Origin of the sequence: Vibrio metschnikovii CIP 69.14, assembly GCF_000176155.1 — a bacterium.
In the GTDB taxonomy this organism is placed as follows: Bacteria; Pseudomonadota; Gammaproteobacteria; order Enterobacterales; family Vibrionaceae; genus Vibrio; species Vibrio metschnikovii.
This window is the reverse complement of sequence record NZ_ACZO01000006.1, coordinates 1620249-1638648: the sequence shown is the minus strand read 5'-3', so window position 1 is coordinate 1638648 and position 18400 is coordinate 1620249. Positions and strand designations below refer to the sequence as shown.

Below are 18400 nucleotides of genomic sequence, written 5' to 3'. Positions count from 1 at the left end.
TATTCAAATCAAAATGAAAAAATGAAATCGACATGAAGATAACTCAAGGTTTACCCACATTGCTTGCACCATGGATGAAGATTGATGATCCGCAACTCAATTCGTTAACCATTCAGCACTTGCAGCTCGATAGTCGGAAAATACAACCAGGCGATACGTTTGTGGCGGTTGCCGGACATGCTGTTGATGGGCGACAGTTCATCGCCGATGCGTTGGCTCGTGGCGCTAATCTCGTATTAGCCCAAGCCGATGAACAGCGTCCTCATGGTACGGTGAGCGATATCGATAGCAAACCGATCATCTATTTAGCGTCGTTGGATGAGCATTTATCGGCATTAGCGGGTCGTTTCTATGCCGATCATACTAACCGAGTGATCGCCGTAACCGGAACCAATGGTAAGACGACCATCAGTCAATTAATCACTCAATGGCTCGAATTGATGGGAGAGCGTGCCGCCGTGATGGGCACCACAGGCAATGGTTTTTTAAATCAATTACAGCCAGCGCTCAATACCACTGGCAATGCATTGGAAGTACAGGCTACGTTGCGTCAACTGGCGGAGCAAGGGGCCCGGTATACCGCAATGGAAGTTTCTTCTCATGGTTTGGTTCAAGGACGAATAAAAGCACTCCCTTTTATTGCGGGGGTTTTTTCTAATTTAAGTCGCGACCATCTTGATTACCACGGTACGATGCAAGAGTACGCCAAAGCGAAGCAATCACTATTTACTGAACATGATTGTCAGCAAGCGATCTTGAATGTTGATGATCCGGTCGGTGCACAATGGGCGACTCATCAATGGCCCAGGCTAGTTGGTGTATCATTGTATCAACAGCCGGAGACAGAACGTTGCTTATGGGCGACGTCGGTCAGCTATTCCGAGCAAGGTATTCACTTAGCCTTTGATGGCAGTTGGGGCGTAGGCCACTTACACGTCGCCTTAATCGGTGAGTTTAATGCCAGTAATCTGCTACTTTCGTTGGCAACGTTATTAAGTTTAGGCTTTAGCAAGCCAGCTTTGCTGGATACTGCAGCGCAGTTAACGCCAGTCTTAGGACGAATGGAGCTATTTAGCGTACCGGGCAAAGCGAAAGTGGTTGTCGATTATGCACATACGCCTGATGCGTTAGAGAAAGCCCTTTGCGCTTTGCGTGTTCATTGTCTGGGACAATTGTGGGTGATTTTTGGTTGTGGTGGTGATCGTGATACTGGTAAGCGTCCGATGATGGCCGCGATCGCCGAACAATTTGCCGATAAAATCATTTTTACTGACGACAATCCACGCAGTGAGTCTGCGCACGCTATTGTACAAGATATGCTAGCAGGATTAAGCCACCGGCAAGCGCACGTTGAACATAATCGTTATCAGGCCTTGCAGTATGCCCTCGCTCATGCTAATGCCGATGATATTATTTTGTTAGCGGGTAAAGGGCATGAGGATTACCAAGTACTGGCCGATCAAACCGTTCATTATTCGGACAGAGAGTCAGCTCAACAACTTTTAGGGTTAACCGTATGATCAGCACTCAATTATCGACGATCAGCCACGTAGTACAAGGTCAATTACTGGGCGCGGATAGCATTATTTCGTCTGTTTCAACCGACACGCGTCGGATTGAGCCTGAAGGGCTTTTCATCGCCTTAGTCGGTGAACGTTTTGATGCTCATCAGTTTGCGCAGCAAGCGATAGATGCTGGCGCTAAAGCATTAATGGTTGAACGAGCTCTCGATGTGGATGTTGCGCAAATTGTCGTCAGCAATACCAAACAAGCGTTAGGTAAACTGGGGTGTTGGGTTCATCAACAGTGTCAAACGCCAACCATCGCGATTACTGGAAGCTGTGGAAAAACCACAGTCAAAGAAATGGTCGCCAGTATTTTAAGTGCTAAAGGTCAGGTGTTGTATACCGCTGGTAATTTCAATAATGATATTGGTGTACCACTTACCTTACTTCGCTCGAGCCAAAAAGATGATTTTGCGGTGATTGAACTGGGTGCTAATCATATTGGTGAAATTGCCTATACGACCCAGTTGGTTAAGCCAGATGTGGCGTTAGTTAATAATGTTGCTGCGGCTCATTTGGAAGGTTTTGGCTCGATGGATGGCGTGAAACAAGCCAAAGGAGAGATTTATCAAGGTCTCGCTCCAGGGAAAACGGCACTGGTTAACTTGGATAGCCATGGCGGTGAGTTATGGAGTCAGGTGCTGGTCGATAAACACGTCAAAACCTTTTCCGTTAACCAGCAGAACGCTGACTTTTTTGCCTCGCAAATAGCGTTAAATCAAGCGGGAGAAGCCAGTTTTATCTTGCATACACCACAAGGTGAACAGCCCGTAACATTAGGAATCTTAGGCCAACATAATGTCAGCAATGCACTCGCTGCTAGCGCATTAGCGATGGAGATGGGCGCGAGTATAGAAGAGGTAGCCGTTGGACTTGCCCAGTTATCTGCAGTGAAGGGGCGAGTTGACGTTAGCCAGTTAACACCGATGATTCGCCTGATTGACGACAGCTATAACGCAAGCGTTCCGGCTATGAAAGCTGCCATTGAACTGCTGGCTTCTTTCTCTGGTTGTCGTTGGTTAATTTTAGGTAATATGGCGGAATTAGGCACAGAAAGTCTTGCACTTCACCAACAAGTCGGTGAACATGCTGCCCCATTCCAATTTGACTATGTTTTGACGTATGGAGAGGATGCGCGAGTGATCAGCCAACAGTGTCAGGGACAGCACTTCTCAACGCATCAAGACATGCTGACGTTTATTGAGCAGCAACTCGAAGTTCGCGCTTCTCAATCTCATGTGTTGTTAGTGAAAGGAGCGAACAGTTCAGGTATGAGTAAGATTGTTGCTGCACTTAAGGAGAAATTCTCATGATTATTTGGCTTGCGGAGTTACTCCAGCCCTATTTTTCATTCTTTCGTTTGTTTGAATATTTATCCTTTCGGGCCATTGTAAGTATTTTGACCGCATTGAGTTTATCTCTTTGGATGGGACCAAGATTAATTAAGCGTCTTCAGGTGCTGCAAATTGGTCAAGTGGTTCGTAATGATGGTCCTGAGTCGCATTTTAGCAAACGTGGTACGCCAACCATGGGCGGAGTGATGATTCTAGCCTCGATCAGTATCACGGTGTTACTGTGGGCCAATTTAAGTAATCCTTATGTCTGGGCCGTATTGGCGGTACTGTTAGGTTTTGGAGTCATTGGTTTTATTGATGATTATCGTAAGGTGGTACGTAAAAATAGCGATGGTTTGATTGCGCGTTGGAAGTATTTTTGGCAATCGGTTATTGCTCTCGTGGTCGCTTTTGCTCTTTATGCCCATGGTCACGATACCGCAGCCACTCAGTTAGTTGTGCCTTTCTTCAAAGATGTGATGCCACAGCTTGGCTTACTGTATATCGTATTAACTTACTTTGTGATTGTTGGTACCAGTAACGCGGTAAATTTAACGGATGGATTAGATGGATTAGCTATTATGCCGACCATCTTAGTCGCTGCTGCTTTTGCGGTCATTGCTTGGGCAACCGGTAATGTCAATTTTGCCAATTATTTGCATATCCCCCATATTCCTTATACCTCAGAGCTGGTTGTCGTTTGTACCGCCATTGTTGGCGCAGGCCTTGGCTTTTTATGGTTTAACACTTATCCAGCGCAAGTTTTTATGGGCGATGTCGGCTCATTAGCTTTGGGTGGGGCCCTCGGTATTATCGCAGTTTTGGTCAGACAAGAGCTGTTATTGGTGATCATGGGCGGGGTATTTGTGATGGAAACCATCTCGGTTATCTTGCAGGTCGGTTCCTATAAATTGCGTGGTCAGCGTATTTTTAGAATGGCACCCATTCACCATCACTATGAATTGAAAGGCTGGCCAGAGCCGCGAGTGATTGTGCGTTTTTGGATTATTTCTATTGTGCTAGTTTTGATTGGTCTAGCGACCTTAAAAGTACGCTAATCCGTAGAGGCAAGAGTCATGGATCGTTGGCAAGACATTCAGCAAGTTGTGGTGGTTGGGCTAGGCATTACTGGCCTTTCAGTGGTCAATTATTTACATCGCTATCACCCCGCGCTTCAGGTTAAGGTTATTGACACTCGACTCTCGCCTCCAGGTCAAGAGTCTTTGCAACCGGACGTCGCTTTGCACTGTGGTGGCTGGCATATGGGCTGGCTACTCGATGCGGATTTGATTGTCACCAATCCGGGTATTGCATTGGCGACGCCTGAAATACAGCAAGCGCTTGCTGCTGGCATTCCTGTTGTTGGTGATATTGAGCTATTTGCTTGGCATGTTGATAAGCCAGTGATTGCCATTACTGGATCGAACGGTAAAAGTACGGTGACCGACTTAACTGGAGTAATGGCGAAAGCGGCGGGCGTGAAAGCGGCGGTAGGGGGCAACATTGGTGTGCCCGCGCTCGATCTATTAGCGGAAGCGGCTGATCTCTATGTTTTAGAGTTATCGAGCTTTCAGTTGGAAACGACGGATCATTTATCAATAGCTGCGGCGGCATTTTTAAATTTGTCCGAAGATCATATGGATCGCTACTCTGGAATGGCAGAGTATCGCCAAGCCAAGCTACGTATTTTTAACCATGCTAAAACCGCGGTGATTAATGCTGATGATCGACAAACGTTACCGGATGATTTTTCAGGGCCAATACTCAGCGTTGGTTTAAACGGCGCTGCCGATTACTCGCTAGAGATACATCAGGGTGAGGAATATTTATCGGTTAAAGGTACGCCTGTGCTGGCGGTTTCTCAACTGAGCCTTGTTGGGCGACATAATATCGCTAATGCCTTAACGGCTCTCGCACTCTTAGATGCCTTGAATATAGAGTATACCCACGCATTAGAGGCGTTAAAGTCTTACACTGGATTGACACACCGTTGCCAACTGGTTGTAGAGTATGATGGCATTCGCTGGGTCAATGATTCTAAAGCGACTAATTTAGCCAGTACCTTGGCCGCCTTATCGGGCCTTGCGGTAGACGGTGATCTTTATTTGCTGGTTGGTGGCGTAGGAAAAGGTGCGGACTTCACTCCTTTGAAGCCTGTTTTGGCGACGTTACCCGTTAAATTATGCTGTTTTGGTGTTGATGGGCAACAATTTATGCCATTACATCCTTCAGCGCGGTATTACCCAAGTTTATCCGCGATCCTTGAAGAGATTCATCCGCAATTGAAAGCGGGGGATATGGTTTTACTCTCTCCGGCTTGTGCCAGCTTTGATCAGTTTAACAACTTTATGGCTAGGGGAGACGCTTTCGCGGCGCTAGCTAAACACTACGCCTATACAAAAAGGTAATCTCTGTGTCCATCTCAAGCACGCTAAGCGCTTTCGTTCATTGGCTAAAAACACCGTCACCGACAGCGCTGTTTGATCGGCAGTTAGTTTGGCTTGCGTTAGGATTGATGTTGATTGGCCTTGTCATGGTAACGTCGGCTTCTTTTCCGATCAGCTCTCGTTTAACCGATCAACCCTTTCACTTTATGTTTCGGCATGGGATTTTTTTGATTTTAGCTCTGGGGACATCGGCGATTATTTTGCAGATCCCGGTTGAGCGTTGGATGCGTTATAGCTCGGTGTTTCTTGCCCTCGCCTTTGTATTGCTGATTGTGGTTTTGGTCGCGGGTAAATCGGTTAATGGGGCCTCACGTTGGATCCCACTTGGTTTGTTTAATCTCCAGCCTGCAGAGGTGGCTAAGCTAGCGCTATTTATTTTTATGTCTAGCTATTTGGTTCGTAAACAAGATGAAGTGCGCGCCACTTTTTTTGGTGGCTTCATGAAACCGATCATGGTCTTTGCCGCGTTAGCGGTGCTGCTGCTGTTGCAACCAGATTTAGGTACAGTGATTGTCATGCTGGTTACGTTATTTGGCATGTTGTTTATTGCTGGTGCTAAATTATCTCAATTTTTGGCATTAGTCGTCGCAGGCGTGTTAGTCGTCGTTGGTTTGATTGCGGCAGAGCCTTATCGTATTCGTCGTGTTACCTCGTTTCTTGACCCGTGGGAAGACCCTTTTGGCAGTGGCTATCAGCTCACTCAATCCTTAATGGCCTTTGGTCGTGGCGAATGGTGGGGCCAAGGTCTGGGTAACTCGATTCAAAAATTAGAATATTTACCGGGAGCCCATACTGACTTTGTTTTTGCGGTAATGGGCGAAGAGTTAGGATTTATTGGCGTTAGCTTAGTACTGATGTTGATTTTTAGTTTGGTACTTAAGGCGATGTTGATTGGTCGAAAAGCCTTTGAACATGATCAGCAATTTGGTGGTTATTTGGCGTTTGGGATTGGTATTTGGTTTGCTTTTCAAACCTTAGTTAACGTCGGCGCCGCTTCAGGCATGGTGCCTACCAAAGGGCTAACGCTACCATTGATCAGTTACGGCGGTTCAAGCTTGATTGTTATGTCCGTCGCGGTATCGATTTTATTAAGAATTGATCACGAATGTCGTTTGCAAGATAGAAGAAAAGATAGACATCATGAAGAAAAATAAACGTTTAATGGTCATGGCTGGTGGCACTGGGGGACATGTGTTCCCCGGCTTGGCGGTGGCAAAACAGCTCCAACAGCAAGGTTGGGAGATTCGTTGGTTAGGTACTGCTGATCGCATGGAAGCTGAACTGGTTCCCAAGCATGGCATTGCGATTGACTTTATTCGCGTTAAAGGGTTACGCGGCCAAGGTGTATTGCGTTTACTAAAAGCGCCATGGCAAATCTTAAATGCTGTTTGCCAAGCGCGCCGTCATTTGCAAGCGTGGCAGCCTGATGCGGTATTGGGAATGGGAGGCTACGTCAGTGGACCTGGTGGGATTGCTGCTTGGTTGCAGGGGATTCCGGTGATTCTCCATGAACAAAATGCTGTCGCAGGCTTAACCAATCAATGGCTAGCGAAAATAGCCACTAAGGTATTCCAAGCTTTTCCTGGTGCGTTCAGTGATGCTTCGGTAGTGGGTAACCCTGTGCGAACGGATGTCACTCAAATTGCTGAACCAACAGAGCGCTTAGCGGAACGACAAGGTCCGATTCGGATTTTGGTCATGGGTGGAAGTCAAGGTGCACAGGTCTTAAATCAAACCCTGCCAGAGGTCATGGCAATCTTGGGTGACGGTTACCACATACGCCATCAAGCGGGTAAACATCATCATTCTGAAGTCGAGCAAGCTTACACAGATTTAGGTTGTACTCAGTTTGAGGTGACGGAATTTATTGATGATGTCGCAGATGCCTATCAATGGGCTGATTTAGTCGTTTGTCGTTCTGGTGCGTTAACTGTTTCCGAAGTGTCAGCCGCGGGAGTGGCGGCTATTTTTATTCCTTTTATGCATAAAGATCGTCAGCAAGCGCTTAATGCGGATCATCTTGTTTCAAGTGGCGCGGCGTTAATGATCGAACAACCTGAACTGACCAGCGAACGATTAGCGAGTACCATCGTCAATCTCGACCGATCACAATTGTTGACGATGGCTAAGCAAGCCAGACAAGCGGTTAAGCTGAATGCGGATAAAGTGGTTGCCGAGGCGATTATCGCCATCACTGCAGATAAACATGAGAAATGATCAATGACAATTAAACATACTCAAGACTTGGCGCAAATTCGTGCCCTTGTTCCAGAAATGCGTCGAGTAAAGTGTATTCATTTTATTGGCATTGGCGGCGCGGGAATGAGTGGCATCGCAGAAGTGCTACTCAATGAAGGCTATCATATAACTGGTTCTGATTTATCGAGTAATGCGGTGACTGAGCGTTTAGCCAACAAAGGGGCAACGATTTATCTTGGTCACCAAGCACAACATGTATCGCAAGCAAGTGTGGTTGTCGTGTCAACGGCAATTAATGAGCAAAACCCTGAAATCATTGCTGCTCGAGAAAAGCGAATTCCTGTCGTACGACGCGCAGAAATGCTCGCTGAATTAATGCGTTTTCGACACGGTATTGCTGTGGCTGGAACGCATGGCAAAACCACGACGACGGCTTTAGTCACGCAAATCTACTCTGAAGCGGGTCTGGACCCGACTTTTGTCAACGGTGGATTGGTAAAAAGTGCAGGAACTAATGCACGTTTGGGGTCGAGCCGGATATTAATTGCTGAAGCGGATGAAAGTGATGCTTCGTTTTTACATCTGCAACCGATGGTGACGATTGTTACTAATATTGAAGCTGACCATATGGATACCTATGGTGGTGATTTTGAAACTCTTAAGCAGACGTTTGTCGATTTTTTACATAATCTGCCCTTTTATGGTCAAGCGGTATTATGCATTGACGATCCGGTAGTCAGAGAGCTTATCCCTCGTATCAGTCGCCATGTGATTACTTATGGATTTTCGGAGGATGCCGATGTGCGGATTGCCGATTACCACCAACAAGGTCAGCAAGGTCATTTTACCGTGCTGCGCCAAGATAAGGCGGATCTGGCGATTACCTTAAATATTCCTGGTCGACATAATGCATTAAATGCGGCTGCCGCGATTGCCGTTGCCAGTGAAGATGATATTGACGATGATGCGATTTTACGTGCGATGGCGAGTACTCAAGGCACTGGGCGTCGTTTTGACCACTTAGGTGAGTTTGCCACAGGTAATGGCCATGTTATGTTAGTGGATGATTATGGTCATCACCCTACTGAAGTTGATGTAACCATTAAGGCTGCTCGTAATGGTTGGACAGAAAAACGTTTAGTGATGATTTTCCAACCTCATCGTTACACCCGTACGCGTGATCTGTACGATGACTTTGCTCATGTACTTGAGCAGGTCGATGTTTTACTGATGTTGGATGTCTATTCTGCAGGAGAGAAGCCGATCGCTGGAGCTGATGGACGCTCATTGTGCCGAACGATTCGCCGCCGTGGAAAAATAGATCCGATCTTTATTCCAGATAGTGCAGCATTACCTGCAGTTTTAGCCAATATTCTGCAAGATGGTGACTTAGTATTGACGCAAGGTGCGGGTGATATTGGTAAAATAGCCAAACAACTTGCTGCACTGAAATTGGATATTGAGCAGATGCAACAGTGTCTATAAGTTGCATAACTGAGCACTTATGGCAAATAAATGACCATTAAGCACCGATTTCTTTACTTGAGTATTTGATACTTTTCATCGGCTCAGTATAATTCGAGGGTTAACGTCAGTGCTTTTACCTTTATTGAGCAACGATATAGGGAATCACATTGCTAGTCGACATCAGGATCATCGGACTTTGATTAACCATGTGTTAACCGAAAGTCGTCGCTTATCCACTTCATCTCAAGTGAAACAGCATACCGCTTCAGGGTGCTTTTTCCTGATGGTGCTGCTGTTGATAGGCGCTTTGTTGTACTCAACGATCAGTTGGATGTGGGATGAGCATCGTCTGCCCCTTTCCCAATTAGTCTTGCAGGGCGATTTACATTATGTTTCGACACTCGATGTCCAGCGCGCCTTTGCTGAGTTAGACCATATTGGCACATTTATGTCGCAAGATATTGATGTTTTACAGAGCCGAGCACAAGCGATCCCTTGGGTTGCGCATGCTTCTATTCGTAAACAATGGCCAGACACCATTAAGGTTTTTTTAACCGAACATCAAGTGGCTGCGATTTGGAATGGTAATGCACTGCTCAACGATAAAGGTAAGGTTTTCAATGGCGATATCGCCGCGGTAAAACAAGAGTATGTTAAATTGTATGGCCCCGATGACAGTGGTCCGCAAGTACTCGCTGTGTGGCGACAATATAATCCACAGTTTCAAGCGTTAGGGTTAAATATTTCTTCCCTACTATTGAATGAGCGCCGTGCTTGGCAAATTATTTTGGATAATGGTATCCGCTTAGAATTAGGTAAAGAGTCATTAGATGAGCGTATTGCCCGTTTTTTCCTACTTTATAAGCGATTAGGGCAAGATGCTGAGCGAGTCAGTTATATCGATCTCAGATACGATACAGGTGCCGCAGTAGGTTGGTTCTCAGAGCAAGAGTGACAAAGAGAGTTTAAATGACGAAATCGGCCAATGATAGCATTGTAGTTGGATTAGATATTGGTACCGCAACGGTGTCCGCGTTGGTCGGTGAGATCCTACCTGACGGTCAAATTAATATCATCGGTGCGGGCAGTAGCCCATCACGAGGTATGGATAAAGGCGGCGTTAACGATCTGGAATCTGTCGTCAAATCGGTACAACGCGCCGTCGATCAAGCTGAATTAATGGCAGAATGCCAAATAAGTCACGTTTTTTTATCTATATCTGGCCGACATATTGCAAGCCGTATAGAGAAAGGCATGGGAACCATCTCTGATGAAGAAGTCTCCCAAGACGATATGGATCGAGCAATCCATACTGCCAAATCGATTAAAATTGGCGAAGAACAACGGATTTTACATGTTATTCCTCAAGAATTTACCATTGATTATCAAGAAGGGATTAAAAATCCACTAGGATTATCAGGGGTTCGTATGGAAGTGAGCGTCCACCTGATCACCTGTCACAACGATATGGCTCGAAACATTATTAAAGCCGTGGAACGTTGTGGGCTGAAAGTTGAACAGTTAGTGTATTCAGGATTAGCCGCTAGTCATGCGGTGATCACCGAAGATGAGCGTGAACTTGGTGTCTGTGTGATCGATATTGGCGCCGGTACCATGGATATTGCTATCTGGACGGGGGGGGCGTTACGACATACTGAAGTGCTCTCTTATGCTGGTAATGCGGTGACGAGTGACATTGCGTTTGCTTTTGGTACGCCTGTGAGCGATGCTGAAGAGATCAAAGTAAAATATGGTTGCGCATTAAGTGAACTGGTGAGCAAGGATGATACGGTTAACGTTCCGAGTGTTGGTGGACGTCCCTCACGAAGTTTACAAAGACAAACCTTGTCGGAAGTGATAGAGCCTCGCTACACTGAGTTAATGGGGTTAGTGAATCAGATCATCGACACGGTGCAAGATAAGTTGCGCAAAGATGGTATTAAACACCATCTCGCTGCCGGAGTGGTATTGACTGGCGGTGCTGCGCAAATTGAAGGATTAGTCGACTGTGCAGAGCGAGTATTCCGTAATCAAGTTAGGGTGGGGAAACCGCTCGAAGTGAGTGGTCTAACCGATTATGTAAAAGAGCCGTATCATTCTACGGCGGTGGGTTTACTTCATTACGCAAGAGATAGCCAAATAAGTGATGATACTGATTATCAAGAGCCTAAGCGCCAATCAGTATCGAGTTTATTCAGCCGCTTGCGTAATTGGATACAAAAAGAGTTTTAACCTGATAAGCAGGAAAAACGGAGATAACACATGTTTGAACCGATGATGGAAATGTCTGACGATGCGGTAATCAAAGTCGTTGGAGTGGGTGGTGGTGGCGGTAACGCTGTAGAACACATGGTGCGTGAGTCCATCGAAGGCGTGGAATTCATCAGTATCAATACAGATGCGCAAGCACTTCGTAAAAGCAATGTCAGTACGGTTATCCAAATTGGTGGTGACATTACTAAAGGACTCGGCGCGGGTGCTAACCCGCAGGTGGGGCGTGATGCTGCTCTTGAAGATCGAGAAAGAATTAAAGAAATTCTCTCTGGCGCCGATATGGTATTTGTCGCCGCTGGTATGGGTGGTGGTACTGGAACTGGTGCTGCTCCGGTGATTGCAGAAGTGGCAAAAGAACTCGGCATTCTAACGGTTGCTGTAGTGACCAAGCCATTTAGCTTTGAAGGTAAAAAGCGCCTCGCGTTTGCGGAGCAAGGGATTGAAGAACTATCGAAACATGTTGATTCTTTAATTACCATCCCTAACGAGAAGCTGCTCAAAGTATTGGGTCGTGGTATTACCCTACTTGAAGCCTTTGCCAGCGCGAACGACGTACTTAAAAATGCCGTACAAGGCATCGCTGAGTTAATTACTCGTCCAGGTATGATTAACGTCGACTTTGCTGATGTAAGAACAGTAATGTCTGAAATGGGTCATGCCATGATGGGTAGCGGTGTGGCTAGAGGTGAAGATAGAGCAGAAGAGGCGGCAGAAATGGCCATCTCAAGTCCGCTTCTAGAAGACATCGATCTAGCAGGAGCTCGTGGCGTACTGGTTAATATTACGGCTGGCTTGGATATGCGTCTTGATGAGTTTGAAACGGTGGGTAACACGGTTAAAGCTTTTGCATCAGACAATGCGACAGTCGTGATTGGTACTTCACTTGATCCAGATATGGCCGATGAAATTCGTGTAACAGTCGTAGCAACCGGTATTGGTAACGAGAGAAAGCCAGATATCACATTAGTTGCTGGTGGTAGCAAACCGAAAACCACCGCCATTGCTCAACCACAGAACGTTGTTTCGGCGGCTAAAGTGGAAGAGAGAATGGCACAGCCTTTGCAGGAAAAGGTAGAAGTGAAAACTCAGTCAGCATCAACGACGAGTAGTGCTTCTTCTGCAGGCCAAAGTACGGCACCTAAGCCAGAAAAAGAGAGCGGTTATTTGGATATTCCGGCTTTTTTACGTCGTCAGGCTGATTAAAATAGCGCCACAATTTGACACCGTTCAAAATTTTGGTAAGATGTCGGTCGGTTTTTATCGGTCGAGCTTTGTGGCATCGAAATAGAGGCAAGTAGATGATCAGACAACGTACTCTGAAAGAAATAGTGAAAACAACTGGAGTGGGCCTTCACTCTGGTCGTAAAGTCACGCTTACTCTTCGCCCTGCTGCTGCAAACACGGGTATTATTTATCGCCGTACTGATATTAATCCACCTGTTGATTTTCCTGCTGATCCGGCATCAGTCCGAGATACTATGCTATGTACAGCATTAGTGAATGACGATGGTATTCGTATCTCAACCGTTGAGCATCTCAATGCGGCTTTGGCTGGCATGGGAATCGACAATGTTATTGTTGAAGTAGATGCTCCGGAAATTCCTATTATGGACGGCAGTGCTAGCCCATTTGTATATTTACTGCAGCAGGCTGGTATTGAAAAACTGAATGCGCCTAAGCGTTTCATTCGTATCAAAAAACCAATACGTTTCCAAGATGAAGACAAATGGGCAGAGTTACGTCCCCACAATGGCTTTAAAATGGATTTTGAGATCGAGTTTAATCATCCAGCGATTGATGGTGACGAGCAACATCTGGTGTTTGATTTCTCTTCGCAAGGTTTTGTAAAAGAGATTTCTCGCGCTCGAACGTTTGGTTTTATGCGTGACATTGAATATTTACAATCTCAAAACCTCTGCCTCGGTGGGAGTTTTGATTGTGCTATCGTGCTTGATGATTACCGTATTCTGAACGAAGAAGGTTTGCGTTTTGCTAACGAATTTGTCACTCACAAAGTGTTGGATGCTATTGGTGATCTTTACATGTGTGGCCATGCGATTGTCGGTGAGTTCAGAGCTTACAAATCAGGACATGGTCTAAATAACCAGTTACTTCGTGCGCTATTGGCTGACCAAGAAGCGTGGGAATGGGCAACATTCGAAGAAGAAGCAGGATCTCCGGTTGCTTTCGCTGAGCCGAATATGGTTATCGCATGAACGACGAATAAATAAAAAAGCCAGACTCAGTCTGGCTTTTTTATTTATTACTCATCTTGAACAGCATCCTACCTATTTTATGGTTATCTAAAGCGGCAATCTATTAGAAGAACGGCGGTAATAAGTTGCCTCTTAGGGTACTTAATCACATTTTGCCGCTTGAGATTGGAATCGCGATGACCATGTTAATGGCGTTTAGTTGCCATAACAGACTTCGTTCTGATTAAGTAAAATGGTATCTTACGCCTTTGGTGCTATGACCATTGATGATTATCGAGAAAAATCCTTACACTGAGCATGACTTAATTGGCTTAGTGTCTTGAAAATAAACATCTTCAGCACAATATCGAAGGAACATGATTTATCTCAGTATCCTTAGTTGAAGATAGATAGACTGGAAATATTTAAAGCAGATCGGGACGATCCAAGTAAAGAGAGATATATAAAAGATGATAACTAAGCTACTGACAAAGGTGGTTGGCAGTCGCAACGACCGAACCTTGCGCCGTTTAAGAAAAATTGTTAAAGAGATCAATAACTTTGAACCTGCATTTACGGCGCTTTCTGATGATGAGCTAAAAGCGAAAACTATCGAGTTTCGTCAGCGTATTGAGCAGGGAGAATCGTTGGATCAACTGTTACCCGAAGCCTTTGCCACGGTACGTGAAGCCTCTAAGCGTGTGTTTGGCATGCGTCATTTCGATGTGCAATTAATTGGTGGTATGGTACTCAATGCTGGGCAAATCGCCGAAATGCGTACTGGTGAAGGTAAAACACTCACCGCAACATTACCCGCTTATCTTAATGCGTTAGCGGGTAAGGGCGTACATATCGTTACCGTCAATGACTACTTAGCTAAACGTGATGCGGAAACCAACCGTGCCTTATTCGAGTTTTTGGGCATGACCGTTGGGATTAACGTTCCGAATATGCCACCTCATGAGAAAAAACAAGCCTATCTTGCTGATATTCTTTACGGCACCAACAACGAATTCGGTTTTGACTACTTGCGCGATAACATGGCTTTCCGTATGGAAGACCGAGTTCAACGTGAACGCTTTTTTGCGGTAGTGGATGAGGTGGACTCGATCTTAATCGATGAAGCGCGTACGCCATTGATTATCTCTGGCCCTGCTGAAGATAGCTCTGAATTATATACACGAATCAATACACTGATTCCCAATCTCCAACAGCAAGATAAAGAAGACTCTGAAGATTATCGTGGTGATGGTCACTATACCGTGGATGAAAAATCCAAGCAGGTTTACCTGACCGAAACTGGGCAGGAGTTTGTTGAGGAGTTGTTAATTCGTAATGGTTTGATGGAAGAAGGGGATACCTTATATTCTCCGACCAATATTAGCTTATTGCATCATGTGAATGCGGCACTGCGCGCACATGTCTTATTTGAGAAAAACGTCGATTATATTGTTACCGATGATGGTGAAGTAGTTATTGTTGATGAGCATACCGGACGAACGATGCCAGGACGTCGTTGGTCTGATGGCTTACATCAAGCGGTTGAAGCGAAAGAAGGGGTCAAAATTCAAAATGAGAACCAAACCTTAGCCTCTATTACCTTCCAGAATTACTTCCGCCTCTATGAAAAATTATCTGGTATGACGGGAACCGCTGACACAGAAGCTTTCGAGTTTCAGTCGATTTATGGTTTGGAAACGGTGGTTATTCCAACCAATAAACCAATGGTTCGTGACGATATGCCGGATGTCGTGTATCGCACCGAAGCAGAGAAGTTTGCCGCGATCATTGAAGATATTAAATATCGAGTAGAAAAAGGTCAGCCAGTACTGGTTGGTACGGTCTCGATTGAAAAATCAGAGCTACTTTCTAATGCGCTGAAAAAAGCTAAGATCAAGCACAACGTGCTGAATGCGAAGTTTCATGAGAAAGAAGCAGAAATTGTTGCCGATGCAGGTAAACCTGGCGCGGTCACCATTGCAACCAACATGGCGGGTCGAGGTACGGATATTGTCCTCGGTGGGAGCTGGCAAGCACACATTGAGATGTTAGATAACCCAACTCAAGAGCAGATTGATCAAATCAAGGCTGAGTGGAAAAAAGTGCATGATCAAGTCTTGGCCTCCGGTGGTTTGCATATTATTGGTACCGAGCGTCATGAATCTCGTCGCATTGATAACCAGTTGCGTGGTCGTTCTGGGCGTCAAGGTGATGCGGGTTCTTCGCGTTTCTATCTCTCAATGGAAGACAGTTTGCTGCGCATCTTTACCTCAGATCGTATGGCGAGTTTAATTCAGAGTGGTATGGATGAAGGCGAAGCGATTGAAAGCAAAATGCTCTCTCGCTCAATTGAAAAGGCACAACGTAAAGTTGAAGGTCGTAACTTTGATATACGTAAACAGCTACTGGAATACGATGACGTAGCCAATGATCAACGTAAAGTGGTTTATGAGCTTCGTGATGAGCTAATGAAAGTCGATGATATCAGTGACATGATTGAACACAATCGTGTTGATGTGTTTAACTCGGTGATTGATACCTACATCCCACCACAATCGTTAGAAGAGATGTGGGATATCGAAGGTTTGCAAGAGCGCTTGAAAAATGACTTTGATCTTTCTCTACCGATTCAAACTTGGTTAGATGAAGATGACAAGCTTTATGAAGAAGCGTTGCGTGAACGGATTCTGGAACAAGCGGCTACCGTGTACAAAGAGAAAGAGCAAGCGGTTGGCGTTTCAGTCATGCGTAACTTTGAAAAATCGGTCATGTTGCAAACACTGGACACGTTATGGAAAGAGCATCTTGCAGCCATGGACCATCTACGTCAAGGGATCCATTTACGTGGTTATGCGCAGAAAAACCCAAAACAGGAATATAAGCGTGAATCGTTTGAACTGTTTGAAGGTTTGCTTGATTCGCTAAAATCCGATGTGATTGCTATTTTGTCGAAAGTTCGCGTGCAGCAGCAAGATGAAGTGGAACGTATGGAAGCTCAACGTATTGCTCAAGCAGAAGAAGTTGCTCGTCGTGCTCAAGCGCAACATGCAAGTAGCGATAACCAAAACAAAGACGATGGGCATCATCCGATGGTGCGTGAAGAGCGTAAAGTAGGACGTAACGAACCTTGTCCTTGTGGCAGTGGCAAAAAATACAAACAGTGCCACGGTAAAATTGATTAATTTTATTTAATCCAGTAAAAAGAGTCGCTTAGGCGACTCTTTTTTTAAATCTATATCGTATGGGAAAACGCATGAAACGCATTCATATCGTTGCTGGGATTATTGTTAATTCTGAAGGCTCACAGATTTATATAACGAAACGTCCTGATGATAAACATCAAGGTGGTTTATGGGAGTTTCCTGGAGGAAAGGTTGAAGTCGGTGAAAGTATCGAGCAAGCCTTGGGTCGTGAATTGCATGAAGAGATTGGTATCACGGTTACCGAGCAGGCCTTGTTTGAACACCTTGAGTTTGATTACCCTGATAAAGCCTTAATGTTCGATTTTATGCTGGTGACCCATTTTGAGGGACAGCCTTTTGGTAAAGAAGGCCAACAAGGTAAATGGGTAGCGATCAGTGAATTAGCTCGCCATTCCTTCCCAGAGGCTAATGTGGTGATTGTTGAGCGAGTAATGAAAGAGTTACTCTAAGTGCTAGCCAGCATCGAGGATAGTTGTTAGTTTAAGGGCAATGGATAAATCGTCTATCGCGAACCATGGAATGAGAAATGGAGAAAGAAGCAATGATAAGAATTGCGATTGCAGGTGCAGCTGGTCGTATGGGACGCAATCTCGTCAAGGCAAGTTATTATAACCCCAATACTATCGTCGGTGCAGGTTCTGAGCGTCCAGAATCTTCACTAGTCGGTGTTGATATTGGAGAGTTGTGTGGAGAAGGACGCTTTGATGTTGCTTTAGTTGATAACTTAGAGCAAGCCGTGAATGATTTCGATGTAATTATTGATTTTACTGCTCCCTCTAGTACGTTAGCCAATATTGAACTGTGCGAAAAACACCATAAAAAATTAGTCATTGGTACAACTGGATTTGATGAGTCTCAGTTAGCGCAAATTAAGCTTGCCGCGCAACAGGTCTCAATTGTCATGGCTCCGAACTACAGCGTTGGGGTTAACTTGGTGTTTAAGTTATTGGAAAAAGCCGCGCAAGTGATGGGGGATTATTGCGATATCGAGATCATTGAAGCTCATCATCGCTATAAAGTGGATGCTCCCTCTGGAACGGCGATTGGTATGGGAGAAGCGATTGCTCACGCGATGGGAAATAATCTCAGTGATGTTGCGGTTTATGCACGTGAAGGGATCACTGGCGAGAGGGCTCGTCATGAAATCGGTTTTGCCACAATTCGTGCCGGAGATATTGTCGGTGAACATACAGCAATGTTTGCCGATATCGGTGAGCGAGTAGAAATCACTCATAAAGCGACCGATCGCATGACCTTTGCTAATGGGGCCGTCAAAGCGGCTATCTGGTTAGCCGATAAGCCCGCTGGACTTTATTCGATGACCGATGTGCTCAATTTGAATGAGCTTTAATTACATAATTATGCGCTAACTTAGGTTGGCGCATTTTTTTTACCCAAGTTAAACTCCCGTGTTTCCTTTTTTCTAAAAGCCTTTTTATCGATTTTTAGTGTATTAAAATGAAGGTCTTGATGGGCTTTTGTTTTGTAAGCTCTATTTTTGTTTGTTTTGTCCTTTGTTTATCGTTTGCTTTTGTTTTTGGTTTTTTAGTGATTTTTTATACGGCGTGTTTTCCAGGGTTTTTATTTATTTCATCATTATTAGCAGTAAAGTGGAGAGAAAAGTGTTGTTTTGATGGCTTTGGTGTTAGTTTTGTTGGCAAGCTGATAAATAAAAATTTAATTTATCAACGATTGTTGACAGAGATTAGTGTGAAC

General features: G+C 45.1%; 14 protein-coding genes. All 14 read left to right on the top strand.

Annotated features, from left to right (window positions below; genetic code table 11):
- Positions 1-32: 32 nt before the first annotated feature.
- The 14 genes from murE (at position 33) to dapB (ending at position 18035) form a co-directional block, all read left to right on the top strand.
- Entirely contained in the window at positions 33-1520 is a 1488-nt protein-coding gene (gene murE, locus VIB_RS10710; RefSeq protein ID WP_004395954.1) for a UDP-N-acetylmuramoyl-L-alanyl-D-glutamate--2,6-diaminopimelate ligase, read from the top strand.
- On the top strand, positions 1517-2878 hold the full coding sequence (locus VIB_RS10705; protein WP_004395953.1) for a UDP-N-acetylmuramoyl-tripeptide--D-alanyl-D-alanine ligase: 1362 nt from the start codon (positions 1517-1519) through the stop codon (positions 2876-2878). Before murE ends, VIB_RS10705 begins: the two co-directional genes overlap by 4 nt.
- Positions 2875-3957, top strand: coding sequence for a phospho-N-acetylmuramoyl-pentapeptide-transferase (gene mraY / locus VIB_RS10700; protein WP_004395952.1), 1083 nt, complete (start codon positions 2875-2877; stop codon positions 3955-3957). The genes VIB_RS10705 and mraY overlap by 4 nt, the downstream gene beginning before the upstream one ends.
- A gap of 18 nt (positions 3958-3975) precedes the next feature.
- Positions 3976-5307, top strand: a complete 1332-nt coding sequence (murD, locus tag VIB_RS10695; protein ID WP_004395951.1) for a UDP-N-acetylmuramoyl-L-alanine--D-glutamate ligase — start codon at positions 3976-3978, stop codon at positions 5305-5307.
- Positions 5308-5312: 5 nt separating this feature from the next.
- Entirely contained in the window at positions 5313-6500 is a 1188-nt protein-coding gene (gene ftsW, locus VIB_RS10690) for a cell division protein FtsW (RefSeq protein WP_004395950.1), read from the top strand.
- Positions 6487-7563 carry an undecaprenyldiphospho-muramoylpentapeptide beta-N-acetylglucosaminyltransferase gene (gene murG / locus VIB_RS10685; RefSeq protein ID WP_040904681.1) on the top strand — a complete coding sequence of 359 codons (1077 nt, stop codon included), beginning with the start codon at positions 6487-6489 and terminating at the stop codon, positions 7561-7563. Before ftsW ends, murG begins: the two co-directional genes overlap by 14 nt.
- Before the next feature lie 3 nt (positions 7564-7566).
- Positions 7567-9030, top strand: a complete 1464-nt coding sequence (murC, locus tag VIB_RS10680) for a UDP-N-acetylmuramate--L-alanine ligase (protein WP_004395948.1) — start codon at positions 7567-7569, stop codon at positions 9028-9030.
- Positions 9031-9208: 178 nt separating this feature from the next.
- Positions 9209-9967, top strand: coding sequence for a cell division protein FtsQ/DivIB (locus VIB_RS10675; RefSeq protein ID WP_040904680.1), 759 nt, complete (start codon positions 9209-9211; stop codon positions 9965-9967).
- Between the two features lie 14 nt (positions 9968-9981).
- Entirely contained in the window at positions 9982-11244 is a 1263-nt protein-coding gene (gene ftsA, locus VIB_RS10670; protein ID WP_004395946.1) for a cell division protein FtsA, read from the top strand.
- A gap of 30 nt (positions 11245-11274) precedes the next feature.
- Positions 11275-12489 (top strand): cell division protein FtsZ, encoded by a 1215-nt coding sequence (gene ftsZ / locus VIB_RS10665; RefSeq protein WP_004395945.1) that lies wholly within the window; start codon positions 11275-11277, stop codon positions 12487-12489.
- 95 nt (positions 12490-12584) lie between these two features.
- Complete coding sequence (gene lpxC / locus VIB_RS10660) at positions 12585-13502, top strand: UDP-3-O-acyl-N-acetylglucosamine deacetylase (protein ID WP_004395944.1); 918 nt, start codon at positions 12585-12587, stop codon at positions 13500-13502.
- Between the two features lie 449 nt (positions 13503-13951).
- A complete protein-coding gene (gene secA, locus VIB_RS10655) occupies positions 13952-16663 on the top strand; it encodes a preprotein translocase subunit SecA (RefSeq protein ID WP_040904679.1) in 2712 nt (903 codons plus the stop codon).
- 71 nt (positions 16664-16734) lie between these two features.
- Complete coding sequence (gene mutT / locus VIB_RS10650) at positions 16735-17133, top strand: 8-oxo-dGTP diphosphatase MutT (RefSeq protein ID WP_004395942.1); 399 nt, start codon at positions 16735-16737, stop codon at positions 17131-17133.
- 92 nt (positions 17134-17225) lie between these two features.
- A complete protein-coding gene (dapB, locus tag VIB_RS10645; protein WP_040904912.1) occupies positions 17226-18035 on the top strand; it encodes a 4-hydroxy-tetrahydrodipicolinate reductase in 810 nt (269 codons plus the stop codon).
- Positions 18036-18400: the final 365 nt, after the last annotated feature.